The following is an 18938-nucleotide window of genomic DNA, read 5'->3' on the forward strand; positions in this document are numbered from 1 at the left end:
TGCTACAGTTTATTAGAAAATTCATTGTGCATTCAGCTGTTTAAGGCGATAGAGCTCTTCTAACGCAGCCTTAGGTGATAATTCATCAGGGTGGATATTATTTAAAGCTTCTTTAATTGCATAATATTTGTCTGTTTCTTCAGTTGTAGGTGATGTTGTTTGAGGAGAAAATAGCGGTAAGTTATCAATTAATTTGTTTCCTTTTCCAGCCATTTCACCTTTTTCTAATTGTTGTAGAACATCTGTAGCACGAGCAATAACTGCTGTGGGAAGTCCTGCAAGCTTTGCAACCTGTACACCATAGGATCGGTCAGCAGCTCCTTTAGTGACTTCATGCAGAAAGACCACATCACCATTCCAATTTTTGACTTTCATTGTTACATTATGAAGACGATTGAGTTTTTTAGTCAGCGCTGTCATTTCATGGAAATGTGTAGCAAGGATGGCACGACAGTGGTTTACCTCATGAAGATATTCAACGGCTGCCCAAGCAATTGAGAGGCCATCAAAGGTTGATGTACCCCGCCCGATTTCATCAAGAATAACGAGAGAACGGTTACTAGCGTGATTGAGAATGGTTGCTGTTTCAACCATTTCCATCATAAAAGTTGAACGCCCCCGTGCAAGATCATCGGAAGCACCAACACGACTAAACAAACGGTCAACAACACCAATATGAGCTGAAGCAGCTGGAACAAAGGAGCCCATTTGTGCCATAATAGCAATGAGAGCATTTTGCCGTAAAAAGGTTGATTTTCCTCCCATGTTTGGGCCTGTTAATAACCAAATTGCTGCATATTGATGGTCTTGTTGTGCAGAGAGATCGCAATCATTAGCAACAAATGATTCTGTTGCTTGTTTTCGTAATGCTTGTTCTACAACGGGGTGACGTCCACCAGTGATCTGAAAGGTAAGCGAATCGTCAATTTTGGGACGACAATATCCTTGTTCTTCAGCTAAATGAGCTAAAGCAACAGATACATCTAAAACAGCAAGCGCTTCAGAGGCTTTACGAATGAAATCAACGTGTGCGGTAATTTCATTAACAAGTGTATCAAAAATTTCTAATTCAAGCGTTATTGCGTGATTTGCTGCGTGAGCAATACGACTTTCAAGTTCAACAAGCTCTGTTGTAGTAAAGCGCATAGCGCTTGCCATTGTTTGCCGGTGGATAAAACGTTCTTTTGATTGCGGGTTATTTGTGAGAGCTGAAGCTTGTAAGCTTGTGACTTCAATGAAATATCCTAAAATGTTATTATGCTTAATCTTGAGTGTTTTAATATCTGTTTCTTGAGCATATTGTGCTTGAAGTTCAGCAATGATACGACGGGACTCGTCACGTAAACTGCGCGTTTCATCTAATTCTTGATGATAATTAGGACGAATAAAACCACCATCACGTTTAAGAAGAGGCAGATCATCGGCTAATGCTTTTTCTAATTGAACATGCAAAGAAATGGGTAAATGTGAGAATATTTCTCGTACGTCACCTATTTCTTGAGGAGGCAATTCATTGCTCAGAAGCTGATTAAGTTCATTAATAATTTCAAAACCACGCTGAATTGTGGCTATATCACGTGGTCCTCCTCGGCCAAGAGCTAAGCGTGAAACTGCACGCGGCATGTCTGCCCCCCCTTTTAAAATAAGACGGATAGCTTTTGCAAGGGAAGTATTGCTCAGAAAAAAGGTAATTGAATCAAGACGTTTATCAATGATTTCAGGAGTAGTAAGCGGGGAAACTAAGCGCTCAGCAAGAAGACGTGAACCACCTCCTGTGACAGTGCGGTCGATAGTTTTTAGTAAGCTCCCGTCGCGTTGTCCAGATGTGGTGCGAATAAGTTCAAGGTTAAGTCTAGTAGCTGCATCAATAAAAAGGGTGGCACTTTCATTTTGACGCTCAGGTCGCATAAGAGGGGGGCGATGAGTGATTTGCGTTTTTTCAATATAGCGGATGGCTGCTGCGATTGCTGAAAGTTCTGCAGGTGAATAGTCTGCAATGCCTTCAAGAGTTGATAGTTTAAAATAATTACAAATATCATGTTCAGCGGTTATTGTATCAAAAAGGCTAAGTGGTTGAGGTGAGACAATACGACCAAGAGCATTAAAGAGCGATTTTTGTGATGGATCATGGAAAAATGAGTCAGCTACGATCACTTCTTGTGGATCTACGCACATGATATCTGTCAAAAGCTTTTCATGGTGACTTTGTGTAACACGAAATATGCCCGTGGAAATATCAATCCAAGCAAGGGCAAATTCTTTTCTATCATGGGTTCTGGTGCGAGCAAGTGTCATCAAATAATTTGCGCGCGTTGGATCAAGGAGTTTTTCTTCTGTTATGGTTCCGGGTGTAACAAGGCGTACAACATCACGCTGAACAACGGATTTTGAGCCGCGCTTTTTTGCTTCTGCAGGGTCTTCTGTTTGTTCACATACAGCAACACGATAGCCACGAGCGATAAGCTTTTGCAAATAATCATCTGCAGAATGAACAGGGACACCACACATGGGAATGTCTTCGCCTAAATGTTTGCCACGTGTTGTGAGAGTGATTCCTAAAGCTTGTGAAGCTTCAATTGCATCATTGAAGAATAATTCATAAAAATCACCCATACGATAAAAAAGGAGAGAATCGCTGTTGACTGCCTTGATTTCTATATATTGCTCCATCATGGGTGTAAGGCGATCTTGATGTGCAGTTGCAGACTGTGGGATTAAATTATTTTTATATTCAGCCTTTTCTGTCATTTTGACGTGCCCATTTCCTTTGATATAGGTTTTTACGCCCTTTTTTATTTACTTCAATGCAGATCTTCATTATCTCTAAATTGAAACGTATAGTAAATTGTCTATTTAATGAAAACATAGCGATTTTTAGCATATGAATCAAACTTTAAAATCAAGTAGTTGCACTTGTTAGTAAGCAGAATATATACTGTTTTTGGAGAAAAATAAGTCAGATGAAAAAAAGTGAACAGGGTCAAAAAGTGCATAAAAAAGCTTATAGTGCAAGCGAGCAAGAGGCTCTTGATTTTCATAGTCGTGGTCGGCCAGGAAAGCTTGAAATTGTTGCAACAAAGTCTATGGCAACTCAGCGTGATTTAGCACTTGCTTATTCGCCGGGTGTGGCTGTTCCGGTTAAAGAAATCGCTTACGATTCAGCACTGGCTTATGATTATACAGCAAAAGGCAATTTTGTTGCTGTTATATCAAATGGGACTGCTATCTTAGGTTTAGGGAATTTAGGGGCACTGGCATCTAAGCCAGTGATGGAAGGAAAAGCGGTACTCTTTAAGCGTTTTTCAGATATCGATGCGATTGATTTAGAAATTGACACAAACGATACAGAAAGTTTTATCAATCTAGTGCGTCATTTGGAGCCATCTTTTGGGGGCATTAATCTTGAAGATATTAAGGCGCCTGATTGCTTTATTATCGAAAGCCGTTTGCGCGAGATAATGAACATTCCTGTTTTTCATGATGATCAACATGGAACAGCAGTTATCGTAGCTGCTGGTGTTCTCAATGCTTTGCATTTAACTGGGCGTGATATGAAGAATACGCGGTTGGTTTGCAATGGCGCTGGTTCTGCGGGGATTGCTTGTATTGAGCTCATCAAAGCAATGGGTTTTCGGCCTGAAAATATTATATTATGTGACACTAAAGGTGTTGTCTATGAAGGTCGTGAAGAGGGGATGAATCAGTGGAAGTCTGCTCATGCTACAAAGACAGATAAACGTAGTCTTGCCGAAGCAATGGAAGGGGCTGATATATTTTTCGGAGTTTCAGTTAAAGGTGCATTAACTCGTGAAATGGTCAAGTCAATGGCTCCACGACCAATCATTTTTGCTATGGCCAATCCCGATCCTGAAATTACACCTGAAGAGGTTATGCAAGTACGCGATGATGCTATTATAGCAACAGGTCGATCAGATTATCCCAATCAAATTAATAATGTTCTTTGTTTCCCATATATATTTCGCGGTGCGCTTGATGTGCGTGCGACAGTTATTAATGAAAGTATGAAGATTGCTGCAGCAAGAGCTATTGCTGGTTTAGCACATGAAGATGTGCCAGATAGCGTTGCAGAAGCTTACCATGGCAATCGGCTAAAATTTGGCCCAAACTATATTATTCCCGTTCCATTTGATCCACGTTTGCTTACAGTTGTTTCAATTGCAGTGGCAAAAGCAGCAATGGAGAGTGGTGTTGCAAGGAAGCATATTGATGATTTAGAGGCTTATGAGCGTGATTTAAATGCTAGGCGCGATCCTATTGCATCCATGATGCGTGGTGTTTACAATCGTGTTCGTCAAGCGCCAAAACAAATTGTTTTTGCAGAAGGCGAAGAAGAACAAGTGATGCGTGCAGCAGTTTCTTATGTTCATCAAAAATTGGGCAAGGCAATTTTAATTGGCCGTGAAGAACAGATTAAAGATACTGCTGTTGTTGCTGGAATTGATCTTGAACGTGAGGGTATTTCTATTGTTAATGCTAAGCTATCCGATTATACGGATGCTTATGCTGATTATCTTTATAAAAAAATGCAGCGTCAAGGTTGGTTGTTGAGAGACTGTCATCGCCGCATTAATAATGATCGCAATTATTTTGCCGCTTGTATGGTAGCATTGGGCCATGCTGATGTGATGATTACAGGGGTAACACGAAATTATGAAACAGCTTTAATGGATATACGCCGGGTAATTGATGAAAAACCAAAAGAACGGCTGCTTGGTATCTCAATGGCTATTTGTCGTGAACGAACTGTATTTATTGCTGATACAGCTATTTATGAACATCCTAGCGCTGAAGAACTTGCCGACATAGCTGAACAAACGGCTTCTTTTGTTCGTGGGTTGGGGTATCAGCCACGGGTAGCGTTTTTAGCATTCTCTACCTTTGGGTATATGAAAGGGCAGGTTACTCAGCATATTCAAGATGCTGTTGATCTTTTGTGTGAACGTAAGGTTGATTTTGAATTTGATGGAGAAATGAGTGCCGATGTAGCACTCAATCCAAAATTGATGCAGCAATATCCTTTTATGAAGTTAACAGAGCCTGCTAATATTTTGGTTATGCCTGGATATCATTCATCTTCAATTGCAAGTAAAATGTTACAAGAGCTTGGCCAAGCAACTATTATTGGCCCCATTTTAATTGGGTTGAAAAAATCTGTCCAAATTGTGCCGTTTAGTGGACACGACACAAATATTGTCAATATTGCAACACTAGCGGCTTATCATGCAGCAAAAATTGTTTGAGAGAAAAAACTGAAATTTTAAGATCTTTTTGATATTGGAAAACCAAAAATAGATCGCATCTGTTTTAAAACAATTTTTAAGATGGTTGTGTTGAGTTATTTTTTTGTTCTTCAGCAATACGCTTTTGAAATAAAGCTGCAAAATCGATAGGATCAATGCGCAAGGGTGGAAAACCACCATTGTGAGTAGCATCAGATATAATTTGCCGAGCAAAGGGAAACAAAAGACGGGGACATTCAATAAAGACTAATGGCATAACGTGTTCTTGTGGAATATTTTTAATATGGAAAATACCACCATAAATTAGTTCTACATGAAATAATATTTCAGCATCATCAAAGGCTTTGACTGAAAGTGATAAGGTTACATCATAATTATCGTTGCCAGCTGGGTTGGCATCAACATTTATGTTAATATCAATTTGCGGTGCTTTTTCTCGTGGACGCAATGACTGAGGGGCGTTTGGATTTTCGAATGAAAAATCTTTTAAGTACTGAGTCAATACAGCAAAAACTGGCCCTGCATTTTTATTATTTATTTCACCTTCGGCCATATTAAATACCTTTCATATGGAATGCATATATTTTTCAGGTTTCAAAATAAAGTGGTTACCATGCTTTGTGCAAGGTTACAAGAAACGTTCTTTTGTCTTCGTTATTTTTTGGTTTGTTGTCGCTTTTTTATATTTTAATGATCATCATTTATACGCCAAGGAGATTCCTTGATATTATAGCTTTGATAATCTTCTGCATTAAGCTCAATTATTTTTTCAGATTTATTTTGGGTATTGGCACTGGTTTTAGCATTAATTTTATTTTTTAATGATAAAAAGAGGAAACGGATAAAGATACGTATAGGTTTTATAAGGAGTGATATTCCTAAAATATCGCTTACAAAACCAGGAAAAATAAGTAAAATCGCACCAATAATAATGAGGACATCATCAGCTATATAATATTCTGACATAGTCCCTTGAATAAGTTCTCGTTGTATATTTTTTAAAAGGCTAATACCCTGACTACGTAATAAAATACTTCCAATTATCATTGTTAAAAGGATTAAACTTAAAGTTGCTAAAATTCCGATTTCATTCCCAACAACAATAAAACTGGCAATTTCGACAAAAAGAACGCTAAGGACAATAACCACAAAAAAGCGAGGCTTTATATGATAGAATTTTGTCACACGAAACTTCCCTTCTCAAGATTTTTTATAGGAAAATTTATATATAGTGTCTTTTCAACTTAAATTAGAGACCATAAACACTATTTGAATGGTAGATTTATTTAATTTATATATTTATTAATAAATAATATTAACTGCAATGTTTATTGCAGATCACTTTAAGTTTGGAGATTGACAGCACCCATGGAATTTGATGTTGTACTTGTAATAGCTCTTGTTGTTATGGTTGTTGTTTTTATGCAACTGCGTAATGTATTAGGAAAACGGACTGGTTTTGAAAGACCTCCCTTTGATCCTTATTCTGGTTGTTCTAAAAAGCAGATTGAAACAGAAACAGTCGATCATAGTCATTCGTTTCCTCATCAGGCTAACGCGCAAAAGAAAGATTTTAGCGAAATTGATGCAATTGCACCAGAAGGAAGCGCATTGAATGATGGTTTACGGGCTATCTGTCAGGCTGATTCTAATTTTTCTCCTCAATTTTTTGTCAATGGTGTTCAAATTGCTTATGAGATGATTATGACAGCTTTTGCACAAGGCGATCGTGATCAGCTTAAAAAGTTGCTTTCTCAAGATGTTTTTGAAAGTTTTTGTGTAGCTATTGAGCAGCGCGAGAAGAGAGAAGAGAAAGTCGAATTTACTTTTGTCGGGATTAATAAAGTTGAATTTGTTGCAGCAGAAATGCAAAAAAATGAAGAGTTTTTAACTGTGCTTATTGTGAGTGAAATTATTTCTGTAACTTATAATAAGCAAGACGAATGTATAGATGGTGATCCTGAAGCTATTGTAGAAATTAAAGATGTTTGGACCTTTGTTCGCAACAGTTTATCACAAGATCCAAATTGGAAACTTTTTGCAACAGAAGATGGAGATTAAAACGATTGTTCGTTTATTTGAGTTTTTTAAATTAAATTCAAGAAAATTGCAGGGTCAAAATGGCTAGAGGTCAAGAGGAGGAGGGGCATAAGTTATTGGTGTTAGAAGATAGCCTTTTGTGGGAGAAGGTTTGTCGTACTACGATACCACTTCATGATAGAAGCTCTCCTTTTATGAGAGGAGATATTCAAAATACCAAACATAAAAAACTGCAAGAAGAACATGTTCTTTCATTTTCTCAACAAAATCAAAAACAATTAACGATGGTTAAAAACAGTAGAGGGATGATAGAACAAACAGAAAAAATATATTTTTTCGATCGTGCAACACATCGTAAAATTGCAAAGGGTCACTATCCTATAGAAGCATGTATTGATCTTCATGGTTTTATACAGGATGAAGCCTATTTTTTCTTGAAAAAATTTCTACAATCATCTCAACAGCGTGGATTGCGCTATGTTCTAGTGATTACAGGAAAAGGCCAATCACATGGAAGTAATGGCGTTCTATGTCAGTATGTTCCTTATTGGTTATCAACACCAATTTTTCGGTATTATATTCATGCTTTTGAGAAAGCTTCTCGTCAGCATGGTGGAAATGGCGCACTTTATATCCGGTTACGCAGTTTACATAAGGGGAAATAGTTATGATGCTGTGTTTAGTGAAATTGTGCAAATCATGTTTATTGTTGAATTAAGAAGAAACAACTCTTCTTTGTTATAAGTAGAGATCATTCGTGTTCTGTTTCAGAAAATTCTTGTGGTTTGAAATAATAGACTGTTGAACAAAATTCACATGTGACTGAAATTTGTTGGTTTTCGATTGTTTGAGCACGTTCTTCAGTAGAAAATTTATCTAATATCATTTTAATTTTTTGGCGCGAGCAAGAACATTGAGCTACAATAGAAGAGGCTTTAAAAACTGTAACGCCTTGTTCATGAAAAAGACGGAACAGTAACCGTTTAGGACCAACTTGAGGGTCTGTAAGCTCTTCATTTTCAATGGTTTTAGTGAGTACTTTAACTTCTTGCCATTGATCTTTAAGTTGGGCATGAGTTTTGGTTTCTTTTACTTGTTTATGTGCTATATGCGTTTTATGATGGGGTGATGCTTGAGGCAAAAGTTGGGTTAAAATACCCCCTGCTCGCCAGGTTTTTGTTAATTTTCCTTGGTGATCATGATTGATTAACATGGCGACTGCCAAACGAATATCCGTGGAGATTTGTTCTGATTGATCAAAATAAGTACAGGCAACCTCCTGTAGGTTTGATCCATCTAATGCGACAATTCCTTGATAGCGTTTCGTATGGGAACCTTGATCGATGGTAAATGCTAAGGTTCCTTTGCCAAGCAGCATTTCTGAAGATGTTTGACCGTTGGTTATTGCTTGTTTTAAACTTTTTTCATCAAAGCGAGCGTAACCACGCAGCTGAGAGGGAGTAGTAAAGTCACATACCAGCATATTTACTGGTCCATTAGAGTGAGTTTGTAAGATAAATTTCCCTTTAATTTTGAGTGATGTTCCAAGCAGAACGGTTAAAACTAAAGCTTCTGCCAAAAGATAAGAGACAGGTTCAGGATATTGATGACTTGTAAGAATAGAATTTACAGCTTCTCCAAGTTGTACAATACGTCCACGCACGTCAAGTTCTTCAACTTGAAAGGGAATAACAGTATCATCTCCATTCAATAAGATGTCATTAGAATAAGTTTCGTTATTGGTTTTTTTGCTTTCAGCGTTCATGTCTTTGACTTTTTATGATTTTGAATAAGTTATTGTGTAGAGAAAAATGCGTCATGTAAACACCAAGCAAGAACTGCTTTTTGGGGATCGTTAGTAAGTGTAATATGAGCACCCCGTTTACGTGACCATTCAACATGTTTTGTTTGTGGTTTGCTGCCTTTGGGTATGGCAATGCGTAGATGAAAGTTAAAAAGGGCTGTCACTTTGATTAAGGAATGAAGAATATTATTACCGTTTCCCATCCAAGCAAATATTTTGCCAGAAATTAGTCCACGATGCTCTTCATAAGTAAGAATATCTGTTAGAATTTGGCAAGGATGCGTATCATCTGTGAAGGCGTTAATGACAGGAATTTGAACATGTTGTGCTAATTTGAGCATTCGATGGTGTACTGTAGTCCTTAGTGTAATGATGTCTACAAAACGCGATAATACTCGTGCTGTATCAGCAATGATTTTGCTGTGACTGAGTTGCATCTGTGAACCAGTTAACATAAGCGTTTCTCCACTAAGCTATCGCATGCCGATATCAAATGAAATGCGAGTGCGTGTGGACGGACGGTTTTTAAAAATCATTGCTAATGTTTTACCAACAAAGGGTTTTGAATTTTGCCCTGCTTTGAAAGTTGTTTTAAGGATTGCGGCATAATCGATGATAGTGCGTGCTGTTTGTGGGGTTAAAATGGATAAGTCAAAAAAATAGCAAAGAGCATTTATCATGAGATTACATTTATTTTTTTATGAATTTGAAAGATGAGCAATTGCTTTTTCAATACGGTGCAGACCTTCACGTATTTCTTCTTCAGTTATGATGAGAGGAGGTAAGAAACGCACAAAATTGTTGCCGGCACTAACACTTAAAATATATTCATTTTCCAATGCAGTGATGACATCATTTTGGGGGACGATACACTGGATACCTGTCATAAGGCCTTTTCCTTGAACTGAGCAAATAACATCAGGATAAGTTTCAAGAATAGTTAAAAGCCCTTGTTTTAGCTGATGAGCTACGTGTTGAACGTGGTTAAGAAAACCAGGCTCTGACACAACATCAAGAACACTATTGCAAACAGCCATACCAAGAAGATTGCCCCCAAAAGTTGAACCATGGGTTCCCGGTGTCATGCTTTTTGCAGCTTTATCTGTTGCAAGGCAAGCCCCTAATGGAAAGCCACCACCTAGCCCTTTTGCTAGAGTGAGAATATCAGGTGTAATATCACTCCATTCATAAGCGAAAAGTTTACCTGTTCGTCCAATACCAGTTTGAACTTCGTCTAAAATCAATAACAGACCATTTTCATCACATAGTTTGCGTAAAAGTTTTAGAGTTTCAAGAGGTACTACTCGAAGCCCCCCTTCTCCTTGAATGGGTTCAATAAGGATGGCTGCAGTATTTTTATTAATGGCACTACGTAAAGCTTTTTCATCCCCAAAGGGAACTTGAATAAAACCACTTACTTTAGGGCCAAAACCTTCAAGATATTTTTTTTGTCCGCTAGCAGCAAGCGTTGCAAGTGTACGGCCATGAAATGCATCTTCAAAAGTAATAATTTCAAAACGTTCTGGTTGACCATTTGCGTAGTGATAATGTCGTGCAGTTTTAAATGCACACTCTAATGCTTCTGCACCAGAGTTACAGAAAAAAACTTTGTCAGCAAAGCTATTTGCACAAAGACGTGTAGCAAGTGTTTCTTGTTCAGGTGATTGAAAAAGATTGGAAATATGCCAAAGTTTTTCAGCCTCTATTTTAAGAGCATCAATTAGTTTTGGATGAGCATATCCTAAAACATTGACAGCAACGCCAGATGTAAAATCAAGATAACGCTCTCCTTTGTCGGAAATAAGCCATACACCATTGCCTTGTTTAAAACACAAATTACGTCGAGCATAATTATTATAAAGTGATTGTGTAGAGGTGCTTCCCATCATTATTTCCTTTATTTCTTAAGCACCGCAATCTGATGAATAAATAATGCTACGCTTATCAATGCAATGTAATCGGTACTTCAAAATTATTGATAAACTATCGCGCCAATTTATAAAAAGTCAATTAAGGTTTCTAAAAGGTATGTTTACATCAAAAGGTTGGAGCAAAAGAAAGGATTTTGTCTATGATTGATTCGCAAGTTGGGGAAAACTTTTTAAAAAGACATTTCAGAAGGTAAAGGCTCTTGTCATAGAGTCAGTGCATATTATAGTCTAAATAAGCAAACGAAATTGTATTTACGTTTGTAAATCTACGAATCAAAAGAGATCTTTTTGCGCTTGATTTTAAAATATAAAAATTTGTTTAAAATAAAGTTAAGACATTTGAAAATGCGATAAAGATGCATTTCAATGATATAATCAGAAAGGAGTTCTTGTATGGGCTGGACATGTGAACGCGTTGAACTTCTTAAGAAGTTTTGGAGTGAGGGTCTAAGTGCAAGTCAGATCGCAGCTCAACTAGGTGGGGTTAGCAGAAATGCAGTGATCGGTAAAGTGCATCGGCTAAAATTACCAGGGCGTGGTAAAACAACACCTGTGATATCGCGTGTACAAAAAACATCAACAGGCGTTGGTTCATCGATACCACGAATGCGCCGTGCTGCATCTTCTGTAGTTCCAGAAAATGCTATTTCTTGCAGTGTTGGAGCTACAGCTTTGAAAATGGATTTTATAGCTGAGGATGTGGAAGCAGTTGATGTTCTAGAGCAATCAAAAGTGGTTGTTCCTATTTCACGTCATCTTAATCTTTTGCAATTGAGTGAAAATACATGTAGATGGCCAGTAGGAGATCCTTTGTCATCAGATTTTCATTTTTGTGGCGCTGATTCTGGTGAAGGTAACCCTTATTGCGCTTTTCATGCCAAAATAGCGTTTCAACCAATATCAGAAAAACGGCGAGTAAGAATATAATTAAAGGTATTATCCTATATCAGAGTTTGTATTTTATAAGTGAATTTTAGTTAAAAAAGTAAGAAATTATTTTTTAAATCTGGATCTTATAAAAGAGATCTTTTGTGAGGATATATATTTAAATGGATGTGAAATTTTTATTGGAATCTTTAGGGTTCAAATTTCACTTTTCGTGATTATTCGAATGATAATAGATAATACGCATTGGTGTGTGTATATAAATCATCGCAAAATTTAGACAAAATTTCATTATTCCGCGGATGTTTTGTTATCTGTAGATATTTCTTGATTCTTAAGGCTAAATTGTATCATTCAACTGGTGTATTTGATATTTACTTTTTTATTTTTTGATGCACTTTTATGATAAAAAAATTCTCCTAAAACAAAAGTTAATAGGAAGTTCAAGAAAGTTTTGGTGGTTATATCAAAGAACTAACTGTGCGTATTTAATTATTATTAGTTGTTAAGCAGTTTTATTGCTTCTTATTCATAGAGGTCCTTTGTTAATTGTTAACTATATATGTTAATTGAGGTTATTATTGATATTACAGCAATAAGGCCCATTATTGCATATTAACATGATTGGTTGAATTGTTTGAGATTACGGTTCATAGGGTAGAATGAGTAATATCATGTGTGGGTTGTGGTGTTAACCAAGTTATAGTGATTTAAGAGATAAAGTCTGTGCTTGTATAAAAAGTGCACATCAAGAGAATAAAGCTAAACTAAACATACAGTATGTAAACTAATTTTAAGGTTCCGTAAGAAAGCTGAAATGTCCACTTTAATATAGAAATGAGTTAAATCAAAAATAATTTCTTATTTGTTTTATTTCTTAATAAAGCACCAAAAGAGTAAAATTGTTTATTTGGGTGAAATAAATAATTTATCGTTAGAAGATCCTTTGACAGTTATAGCTTTTTCTATTTTTGGCAGAATTTCTTTTTGATAAATTTGCCATGTTAAAGGGCCGATATGCCTGGCAATGATGATGCTTTCTTTATCCAGAACAAAGGTTTCCGGTGGTCCATATACGCCCCAGTTAATGGCTGTATGGTTTGAAACATCAAAACCGATAAGTTTAAAAGGGTTGCCGAAATGAGTTAAAAAACGTTTGGCATTTTCTTTGTTATCTTTAAAATTAATTCCGATAAGATCAAAACGATGATCTTTTGCGATTTTCATAAGGACGGGATGTTCTTCACGGCAGGGTGGGCACCAGGATCCCCAAAAGTTAATTAATGTTATGCGTCCTTTAAACTGTTCTGAATTTAAATAATCGTCTTTGTTTAACAAGGGAAGGTTAGTTTTGGGAGCTTGTTTTCCAATTAATATATTTGGGGTGAGGGAGAGATCATTAGAGTGTTTGTTTTTTATAGAGCTAAAGAGCAGTAAGATCAGGAGAAGAAAGAGCAAAAATGGCGCAAGAAGGCCAAATAAAATAGATAAAGATATACTTTTTTTACATTTGGATGGAGTTGTTTTCATCGCATTTTTTTTCCAAAATAAACTCTTTTGCTTGTAGTTGTTGCAAGATTTTTCTTTGATGGGCTCCTTTACGGAGAATATGCCCAATAAAACAAAGCAGAGTAATTGCAGAAAGCATGTAACTTAAAATAACAGTTTGTTCATGGTGAAGAGTGCCAAGCAGAAAATCAATGCGCTGAGAAAAATTTTCTAAAAGTTTATTTTGCATATTATTTGAGTTGGGCATGGTAAAGAAGCTTTAGTGTTAAGTACGACGGGTTATTTTAGTTTGGAGTGCTTGAATATGACGACGAGTAATTTCATTTTGCATGGCCATTAAGTTTAATAAGATAAATAGAAGAATAAAACAAAACATCATAGTTATAAGTGGCCATAACATGGGGCCATCAATTGTTGTACCACCTGAACGTAAAAGTGATGCTGATTGATGAAGCGTATTCCACCAATTAACGGAAAATTTAATAATGGGGATGTTGACTAATCCAACCAGTGTTAAAATCGCTGTAGCACGTGCAGCTTTTACTTGGTTATCAAAAGCACGAGCGAGCGTGATAATAGCAAGATAAATAAAAAATAAGATTAAAACTGATGTTAATCTAGCATCCCATACCCACCATGTTCCCCATGTGGGGCGTCCCCAAAGGGCTCCTGTCATTAAGGCTAAAGCTGTAAAGATTGCTCCAATGGGAGCACTACATTTGAGTGCTATATCAGCAAGACAATTATTCCAAATCAGACTGCTTAGTGCAGCGGCACTCATCATAATGTAGCAAATTGTAGATAGCCACGCAAAAGGTACATGAATATACATAATCCTAACAGTAATACCTTGTTGATAGTCATCGGGAGAATGTATAACAAGAGCTAATCCTAAGATAAGAAAAAGCACTGTTGCGCTGGTTAACCAAGGCAAAACAGCACTGCTGATTTCCATAAAACGAGTTGAATTTATGAGGAAAAGCTTCGTATTTTTTTGACGTGGTAATTCATTCATAAGTTTATAATAAGCAAACTTTAGTTTTGCAGCAATTATCTTTTATTATTCTAATAAATATTTCAGTGTTATAGCTGCGACAAAAGAGCTAAAGACACTTAAAAAAAGTGAGAAAGCAATAAGAAAAGCCAAGGCAGTAAAGAAGATATTTGGTATTATTGGGGCTGTAGAAGCTGCAACACCAAAAATCATGATTGGAATTGTCCATGGCAGAATAATAATGAAAGTGAGGATAGTACTGTGCGGCAATGATATTGCCAATGCTGCACCAATGGCACCAATAAAAATGATAGCAGGTGTTCCACATAAAAGGGTGAGCATCGTTGCGAAAGTTGTTTTAGTATCTAAATGGAGCATAAATGCTAAAATAGGGCTAGCAAGAATAAGAGGCAGCATAGTGCCTGCCCAATGGGCAAGGCATTTGGTAAAAACAATAAGTGTTAAGCTTTGTCTGTGAGCGGCAAGAATAAGTTGATCAAGATTGCCATCATCATGATCAATTTGAAACAGTTTATTAAGGTTAAGTAGGCTAGCTAGAAGAGCACCAAGCCATAATATACCTGGACCTATTCGTGCGAGAATATCTGGATCTGGTCCGATGGCAAAAGGAATAATCATCATAACAGCAATAAAAAATAAGAGCTCTGTTAGTGAAGAAACTTGTGGTTCTAAGGTTAATTTAAGATCTCGCCAGAATAATGCTTTCATTTATACTTTCTCTTTATAAGGGTAGAAAATGCTCTAGGGCAATCGTGTAGTTTTCTGGAAGACCAAGGGGTATATGGGTTGCAGCAATAATCATGCCACCTTGGTTGAGATGATTTTGAAAAAGATTTGCGAAAATGATTTGGGTATGGCTATCAACACCAGATGTTGGTTCATCTAGAATCCAAACAGGACGATAGGATAGCAAAAGACGAGCAATAGCTACGCGTCTTTTTTGCCCAGTTGATAAAACGCGAAAAGGTAGGTGCCCAAGATCAGAAAGACCAACATCTGCAAGGGCTTCATGGGGCGTACGCAGATATTGACCGTAAAATGCTGCCCAAAATTGCAAATTATCAATGACTGATAAGGAGGATTTCATAGCATTTTGAATACTAAGATAATGACATACACTGGCTAAGGGATATGTTTGTGTATGTTCTTTAAAAATGACATGGCCTTCAGCAGCTTCAAGAAGGCCGACAATGATTCGCAACAATGTTGATTTTCCGATGCCATTTGGGCCTGTAATTGTCATGAGTTGTTGTGGGAGTAGACAAAAAGAAAAGCCTTGAAATAAAATTTCTTCATTTCTACGTGCTGCTAGATTTTTACCTAATAACACCATGTGATTGCCTGTTATTCTTATTATTTCTATAGCTTTTATTACATTGTAAAATAAAAAACACGTTTTTTATGTAATTGTATCTAGAATAGTTCTAGGAATAGTTTTATAAGGTGTATGTTCTATCAGTTGTCGATGTAGAATGGATTTTAGGATCGAGCTTGCGAATTGACCGAAGAAGGCGGGGAATGGATAGCGGAAGTGACTGCATTCGTATTCAAGCTGCATTTATATCTGTAGTTTGTGTTGTTCATTCCGGAAAATGGGTGAATATATAATATAAGGATGAACAATCATGTCTCAAATTGATAGTTTTAATTGTCGTAAAACTTTAAATGTTGGTGGCAAAGAATACGTTTATTATAGTTTGATTGAAGCAGAGAAAAACGGCCTTAAAGGTGTTTCTCGTTTGCCATTTTCCATGAAGGTTCTTCTCGAAAATCTGCTACGATTTGAAGATGGCCGTACAGTTAAAAAAGAAAATATTTTAAACATTGCTCATTGGCTGAATGATAAAGGCAGTGCTGGTGCAGAAATCTCTTATCGCCCTGCACGCGTCCTTATGCAAGATTTTACTGGCGTCCCTGCAATTGTTGACCTGGCTGCAATGCGCGATGCTATGGTCAAATTGGGAGGAGACGCTGAAAAAATTAACCCTCTCATTCCTGTTGACCTCGTCATTGACCACTCAATTATCGTTGATAATTTTGGCAATTCAATGGCATTTAAGAAAAATGTTGAACGTGAATATGAGCGCAATGGCGAGCGTTATCGTTTTCTTAAATGGGGGCAGAAAGCGTTTAAAAATTTTCGTGTTGTTCCTCCCAGAACAGGGATTTGTCATCAGGTCAATTTAGAATATTTAGCGCAATGTGTATGGATGAACGATAGGGATGGTTGTCAGACGGTTTATCCTGACACGTGCGTGGGAACTGATTCGCATACAACCATGGTGAATGGTTTGGGTGTTTTAGGTTGGGGTGTTGGCGGTATTGAAGCAGAAGCTGCCATGTTGGGACAGCCAGTTTCAATGTTATTACCTGAAGTTGTTGGTTTTCATTTAACGGGAAAACTGAAAGAAGGTGTAACTGCTACTGACTTAGTTCTAAGGGTAACACAAATTTTACGCCAAAAAGGTGTTGTTGGTAAATTTGTTGAATTTTTTGGTCCTGGTTTAGAGTATATGACGCTTGCTGATCGGGCGACAATTGCGAATATGGCGCCTGAATATGGGGCAACCTGTGGTTTTTTCCCAATTGATAAAGAAACAATACGCTATCTTGATATGACAGGGCGCGATGAAAGTCGGATTGCTTTGGTGGAGGCTTATTCTAAAGCACAAGGGATGTGGCGTGATGAAACAGGATCTGATCCTGTTTTTAGTGATGTAATTGAATTAGATATGGGAAGCATTGTGCCTTCTATGGCTGGCCCTAAACGTCCTGAAGGGCGGGTTCCATTGGAAGATGTGGGCCAAGGTTTTGAGACGGCATTGGTCCAGGATTATAAGAAAACTACTGGGCAAAATGACCGTTATAAGGTTGAGGGTGAGGAGTATGAGCTCGGTCATGGAGATGTGGTGATTGCTGCGATTACTTCTTGTACGAATACATCAAATCCAAGTGTTCTTATTGCTGCTGGCCTTTTGGCACGTAATGCTGTAGCAAAAGGTCTCAAAACCAAGCCATGGGTTAAGACTTCTCTTGCGCCTGGTTCACAGGTAGTTGAAGCTTATCTTCTTAGTTCAGGTCTTCAGAAAGATTTGGATGCTTTAGGGTTTAACTTAGTTGGGTTTGGATGCACGACATGTATCGGGAACTCTGGTCCTTTGCTGCCAGCCATTTCCAAAACGATAAACGATAATGGTTTAATTACTTCAGCAGTCCTTTCAGGTAATCGTAACTTTGAAGGGCGTGTATCGCCTGATGTGCAAGCAAATTATTTGGCTTCACCACCGTTAGTTGTAGCGCATGCTCTTATGGGGACGGTACGCAAAGATTTAACCAAAGAACCTCTTGGTAGAGGTTCGGATGGTCAGCCAGTTTACTTAAAAGATATTTGGCCTACTTCTAAAGAAATACAAGAATTTATCGAAGAAAATGTTACTCGTAAGATTTTTGTTGAGAAATATGCAGATGTGTTTAAGGGAGATGAAAATTGGCAAAAAGTCCAAGTGTCTTCTGGTGTTACCTATTCTTGGGATGATCAATCAACTTATGTACGTAATCCGCCTTATTTCGACGGTATGCTGAAAGTTCCTGGTGCATTAGAAGATATTAAAAATGCACGAATTTTAGGTTTGTTTGGTGATAAAATTACGACTGATCATATTTCTCCTGCTGGTTCTATTAAGGTTGATTCGCCTGCGGGGCAATATTTGACTGGTCATGGTGTTAAAATGGCTGATTTTAATCAGTATGGAACCCGTCGTGGAAATCATGAAGTTATGATGCGTGGGACCTTTGCTAACATTCGCATTCGTAATTTTATGTTGGGAGAAAGTGGTCGTGAAGGAGGTTATACAGTTCATTATCCATCCAAAGAGGAAACAACAATTTACGATGCAGCAATGACATATAAGCAAGAAGGAGTTCCGCTCATTATTTTTGCTGGTATTGAATATGGTAACGGGTCATCTCGTGATTGGGCAGCTAAAGGTACTAATCTTCTTGGTGTAAAAGCAGTGATTGCTCAATCTTTTGAGCGTATTCATCGGTCTAATCTTGTTGGTATGGGTATTGTTCCTTTTGTATTTGAAGCGGGTGCAAGTTGGCAATCGCTTGATTTAAAAGGAGATGAACAAATAACGATTGAAGGAATCGATAATTTGAAACCTCGTCAAAAGACTACAGCTACAATTACTTTTTCTAATGGAGTGGTGAAAATTGTACCATTATTATGTCGTGTTGATACTGAGGATGAGTTAGATTATTTGCATCATGGTGGCATTTTGCATTATGTTTTGCGTAATTTGGCAGGTTAAATAAAATTTATCTGTTTAACAGTGTGTTTAAGTAGGGTTTCAAAGAGGGATTTTGCTGATTTTTAGGTTCATCTTTGAGAATCTAATTGACGTTTGTTTTCAGATTACGTTATAAGAGCAGCAATAATGAACAGCTTTAGAGCTTAGACTTGTTTATTTCAGTAAAATATTTTGTTGAGT

At 37.3% G+C, this 18938-nt stretch carries 17 protein-coding genes and 1 pseudogene; 6 read left to right on the forward strand and 12 right to left on the reverse strand.

Going from position 1 to position 18938, the window contains the following annotated elements; translation table 11 throughout:
* Window positions 1–21: 21 nt before the first annotated feature.
* A complete protein-coding gene (gene mutS, locus GGR10_RS03870) occupies window positions 22–2748 on the reverse strand; it encodes a DNA mismatch repair protein MutS (protein ID WP_182479992.1) in 2727 nt (908 codons plus the stop codon).
* 212 nt (window positions 2749–2960) lie between these two features.
* On the opposite strand from mutS, the gene GGR10_RS03875 reads away from it, so the two are divergent.
* On the forward strand, window positions 2961–5261 hold the full coding sequence (locus GGR10_RS03875; RefSeq protein WP_182479993.1) for an NADP-dependent malic enzyme: 2301 nt from the start codon (window positions 2961–2963) through the stop codon (window positions 5259–5261).
* A 76-nt stretch (window positions 5262–5337) separates the two neighbouring features.
* On the opposite strand, the gene secB is transcribed toward GGR10_RS03875, so the two are convergent.
* Complete coding sequence (gene secB / locus GGR10_RS03880; protein ID WP_010703251.1) at window positions 5338–5814, reverse strand: protein-export chaperone SecB; 477 nt, start codon at window positions 5812–5814, stop codon at window positions 5338–5340.
* Window positions 5815–5948: 134 nt separating this feature from the next.
* Window positions 5949–6446 (reverse strand): FxsA family protein, encoded by a 498-nt coding sequence (locus GGR10_RS03885; RefSeq protein WP_182479994.1) that lies wholly within the window; start codon window positions 6444–6446, stop codon window positions 5949–5951.
* Window positions 6447–6629: 183 nt separating this feature from the next.
* Here GGR10_RS03885 and GGR10_RS03890 point away from each other — a divergent pair, with 183 nt between their 5' ends.
* Window positions 6630–7322 (forward strand): Tim44/TimA family putative adaptor protein, encoded by a 693-nt coding sequence (locus tag GGR10_RS03890; RefSeq protein ID WP_182479995.1) that lies wholly within the window; start codon window positions 6630–6632, stop codon window positions 7320–7322.
* Window positions 7323–7381: 59 nt separating this feature from the next.
* The gene (locus GGR10_RS03895; RefSeq protein WP_182479996.1) at window positions 7382–7966 is read left to right on the forward strand and encodes a Smr/MutS family protein; all 585 of its coding nucleotides are present in this window, start codon (window positions 7382–7384) and stop codon (window positions 7964–7966) included.
* Window positions 7967–8052: 86 nt separating this feature from the next.
* Here GGR10_RS03895 and GGR10_RS03900 read toward each other — a convergent pair whose 3' ends face one another.
* The 4 genes and pseudogenes from GGR10_RS03900 to GGR10_RS03910 form a co-directional block, all read right to left on the reverse strand.
* Window positions 8053–9066: an Hsp33 family molecular chaperone gene (locus GGR10_RS03900; protein ID WP_182479997.1), complete on the reverse strand. Its 1014-nt coding sequence runs from the start codon at window positions 9064–9066 to the stop codon at window positions 8053–8055.
* A 29-nt stretch (window positions 9067–9095) separates the two neighbouring features.
* On the reverse strand, window positions 9096–9419 hold the full coding sequence (locus GGR10_RS07015; protein ID WP_422614299.1) for a Rossmann-fold NAD(P)-binding domain-containing protein: 324 nt from the start codon (window positions 9417–9419) through the stop codon (window positions 9096–9098).
* A pseudogene (locus GGR10_RS07020) lies at window positions 9405–9785 on the reverse strand (Rossmann-fold NAD(P)-binding domain-containing protein); the annotation flags it as partial. The pseudogene GGR10_RS07020 and the gene GGR10_RS07015, both read right to left, overlap by 15 nt.
* A gap of 18 nt (window positions 9786–9803) precedes the next feature.
* Window positions 9804–10991, reverse strand: coding sequence for an aspartate aminotransferase family protein (locus GGR10_RS03910; protein ID WP_182480094.1), 1188 nt, complete (start codon window positions 10989–10991; stop codon window positions 9804–9806).
* 438 nt (window positions 10992–11429) lie between these two features.
* On the opposite strand from GGR10_RS03910, the gene GGR10_RS03915 reads away from it, so the two are divergent.
* A complete protein-coding gene (locus GGR10_RS03915) occupies window positions 11430–11963 on the forward strand; it encodes a GcrA family cell cycle regulator (RefSeq protein WP_010703258.1) in 534 nt (177 codons plus the stop codon).
* Window positions 11964–12827: 864 nt separating this feature from the next.
* Here the strand turns inward: GGR10_RS03915 and GGR10_RS03920 are convergent.
* From GGR10_RS03920 to ccmA, 5 genes are read right to left on the reverse strand one after another with little or no spacing between them, the layout of a single operon-like run.
* Window positions 12828–13451 carry a DsbE family thiol:disulfide interchange protein gene (locus GGR10_RS03920; RefSeq protein ID WP_182479998.1) on the reverse strand — a complete coding sequence of 208 codons (624 nt, stop codon included), beginning with the start codon at window positions 13449–13451 and terminating at the stop codon, window positions 12828–12830.
* Window positions 13426–13677 carry a heme exporter protein CcmD gene (gene ccmD / locus GGR10_RS03925; RefSeq protein WP_182479999.1) on the reverse strand — a complete coding sequence of 84 codons (252 nt, stop codon included), beginning with the start codon at window positions 13675–13677 and terminating at the stop codon, window positions 13426–13428. Before ccmD ends, GGR10_RS03920 begins: the two co-directional genes overlap by 26 nt.
* Before the next feature lie 18 nt (window positions 13678–13695).
* Entirely contained in the window at window positions 13696–14445 is a 750-nt protein-coding gene (locus GGR10_RS03930) for a heme ABC transporter permease (RefSeq protein WP_182480000.1), read from the reverse strand.
* A gap of 45 nt (window positions 14446–14490) precedes the next feature.
* The gene (gene ccmB / locus GGR10_RS03935; protein WP_182480001.1) at window positions 14491–15153 is read right to left on the reverse strand and encodes a heme exporter protein CcmB; all 663 of its coding nucleotides are present in this window, start codon (window positions 15151–15153) and stop codon (window positions 14491–14493) included.
* Window positions 15154–15166: 13 nt separating this feature from the next.
* The gene (ccmA, locus tag GGR10_RS03940) at window positions 15167–15778 is read right to left on the reverse strand and encodes a heme ABC exporter ATP-binding protein CcmA (RefSeq protein ID WP_182480002.1); all 612 of its coding nucleotides are present in this window, start codon (window positions 15776–15778) and stop codon (window positions 15167–15169) included.
* A gap of 110 nt (window positions 15779–15888) precedes the next feature.
* Here ccmA and GGR10_RS03945 point away from each other — a divergent pair, with 110 nt between their 5' ends.
* Both GGR10_RS03945 and acnA read left to right on the forward strand, forming a co-directional pair.
* The gene (locus GGR10_RS03945; RefSeq protein WP_176692428.1) at window positions 15889–16053 is read left to right on the forward strand and encodes a hypothetical protein; all 165 of its coding nucleotides are present in this window, start codon (window positions 15889–15891) and stop codon (window positions 16051–16053) included.
* Between the two features lie 17 nt (window positions 16054–16070).
* Window positions 16071–18758, forward strand: a complete 2688-nt coding sequence (gene acnA, locus GGR10_RS03950) for an aconitate hydratase AcnA (RefSeq protein ID WP_182480003.1) — start codon at window positions 16071–16073, stop codon at window positions 18756–18758.
* Window positions 18759–18938 lie beyond the last annotated feature (180 nt).

This window comes from Bartonella chomelii (assembly GCF_014138465.1).
In the GTDB taxonomy this organism is placed as follows: domain Bacteria; phylum Pseudomonadota; class Alphaproteobacteria; order Rhizobiales; family Rhizobiaceae; genus Bartonella; species Bartonella schoenbuchensis.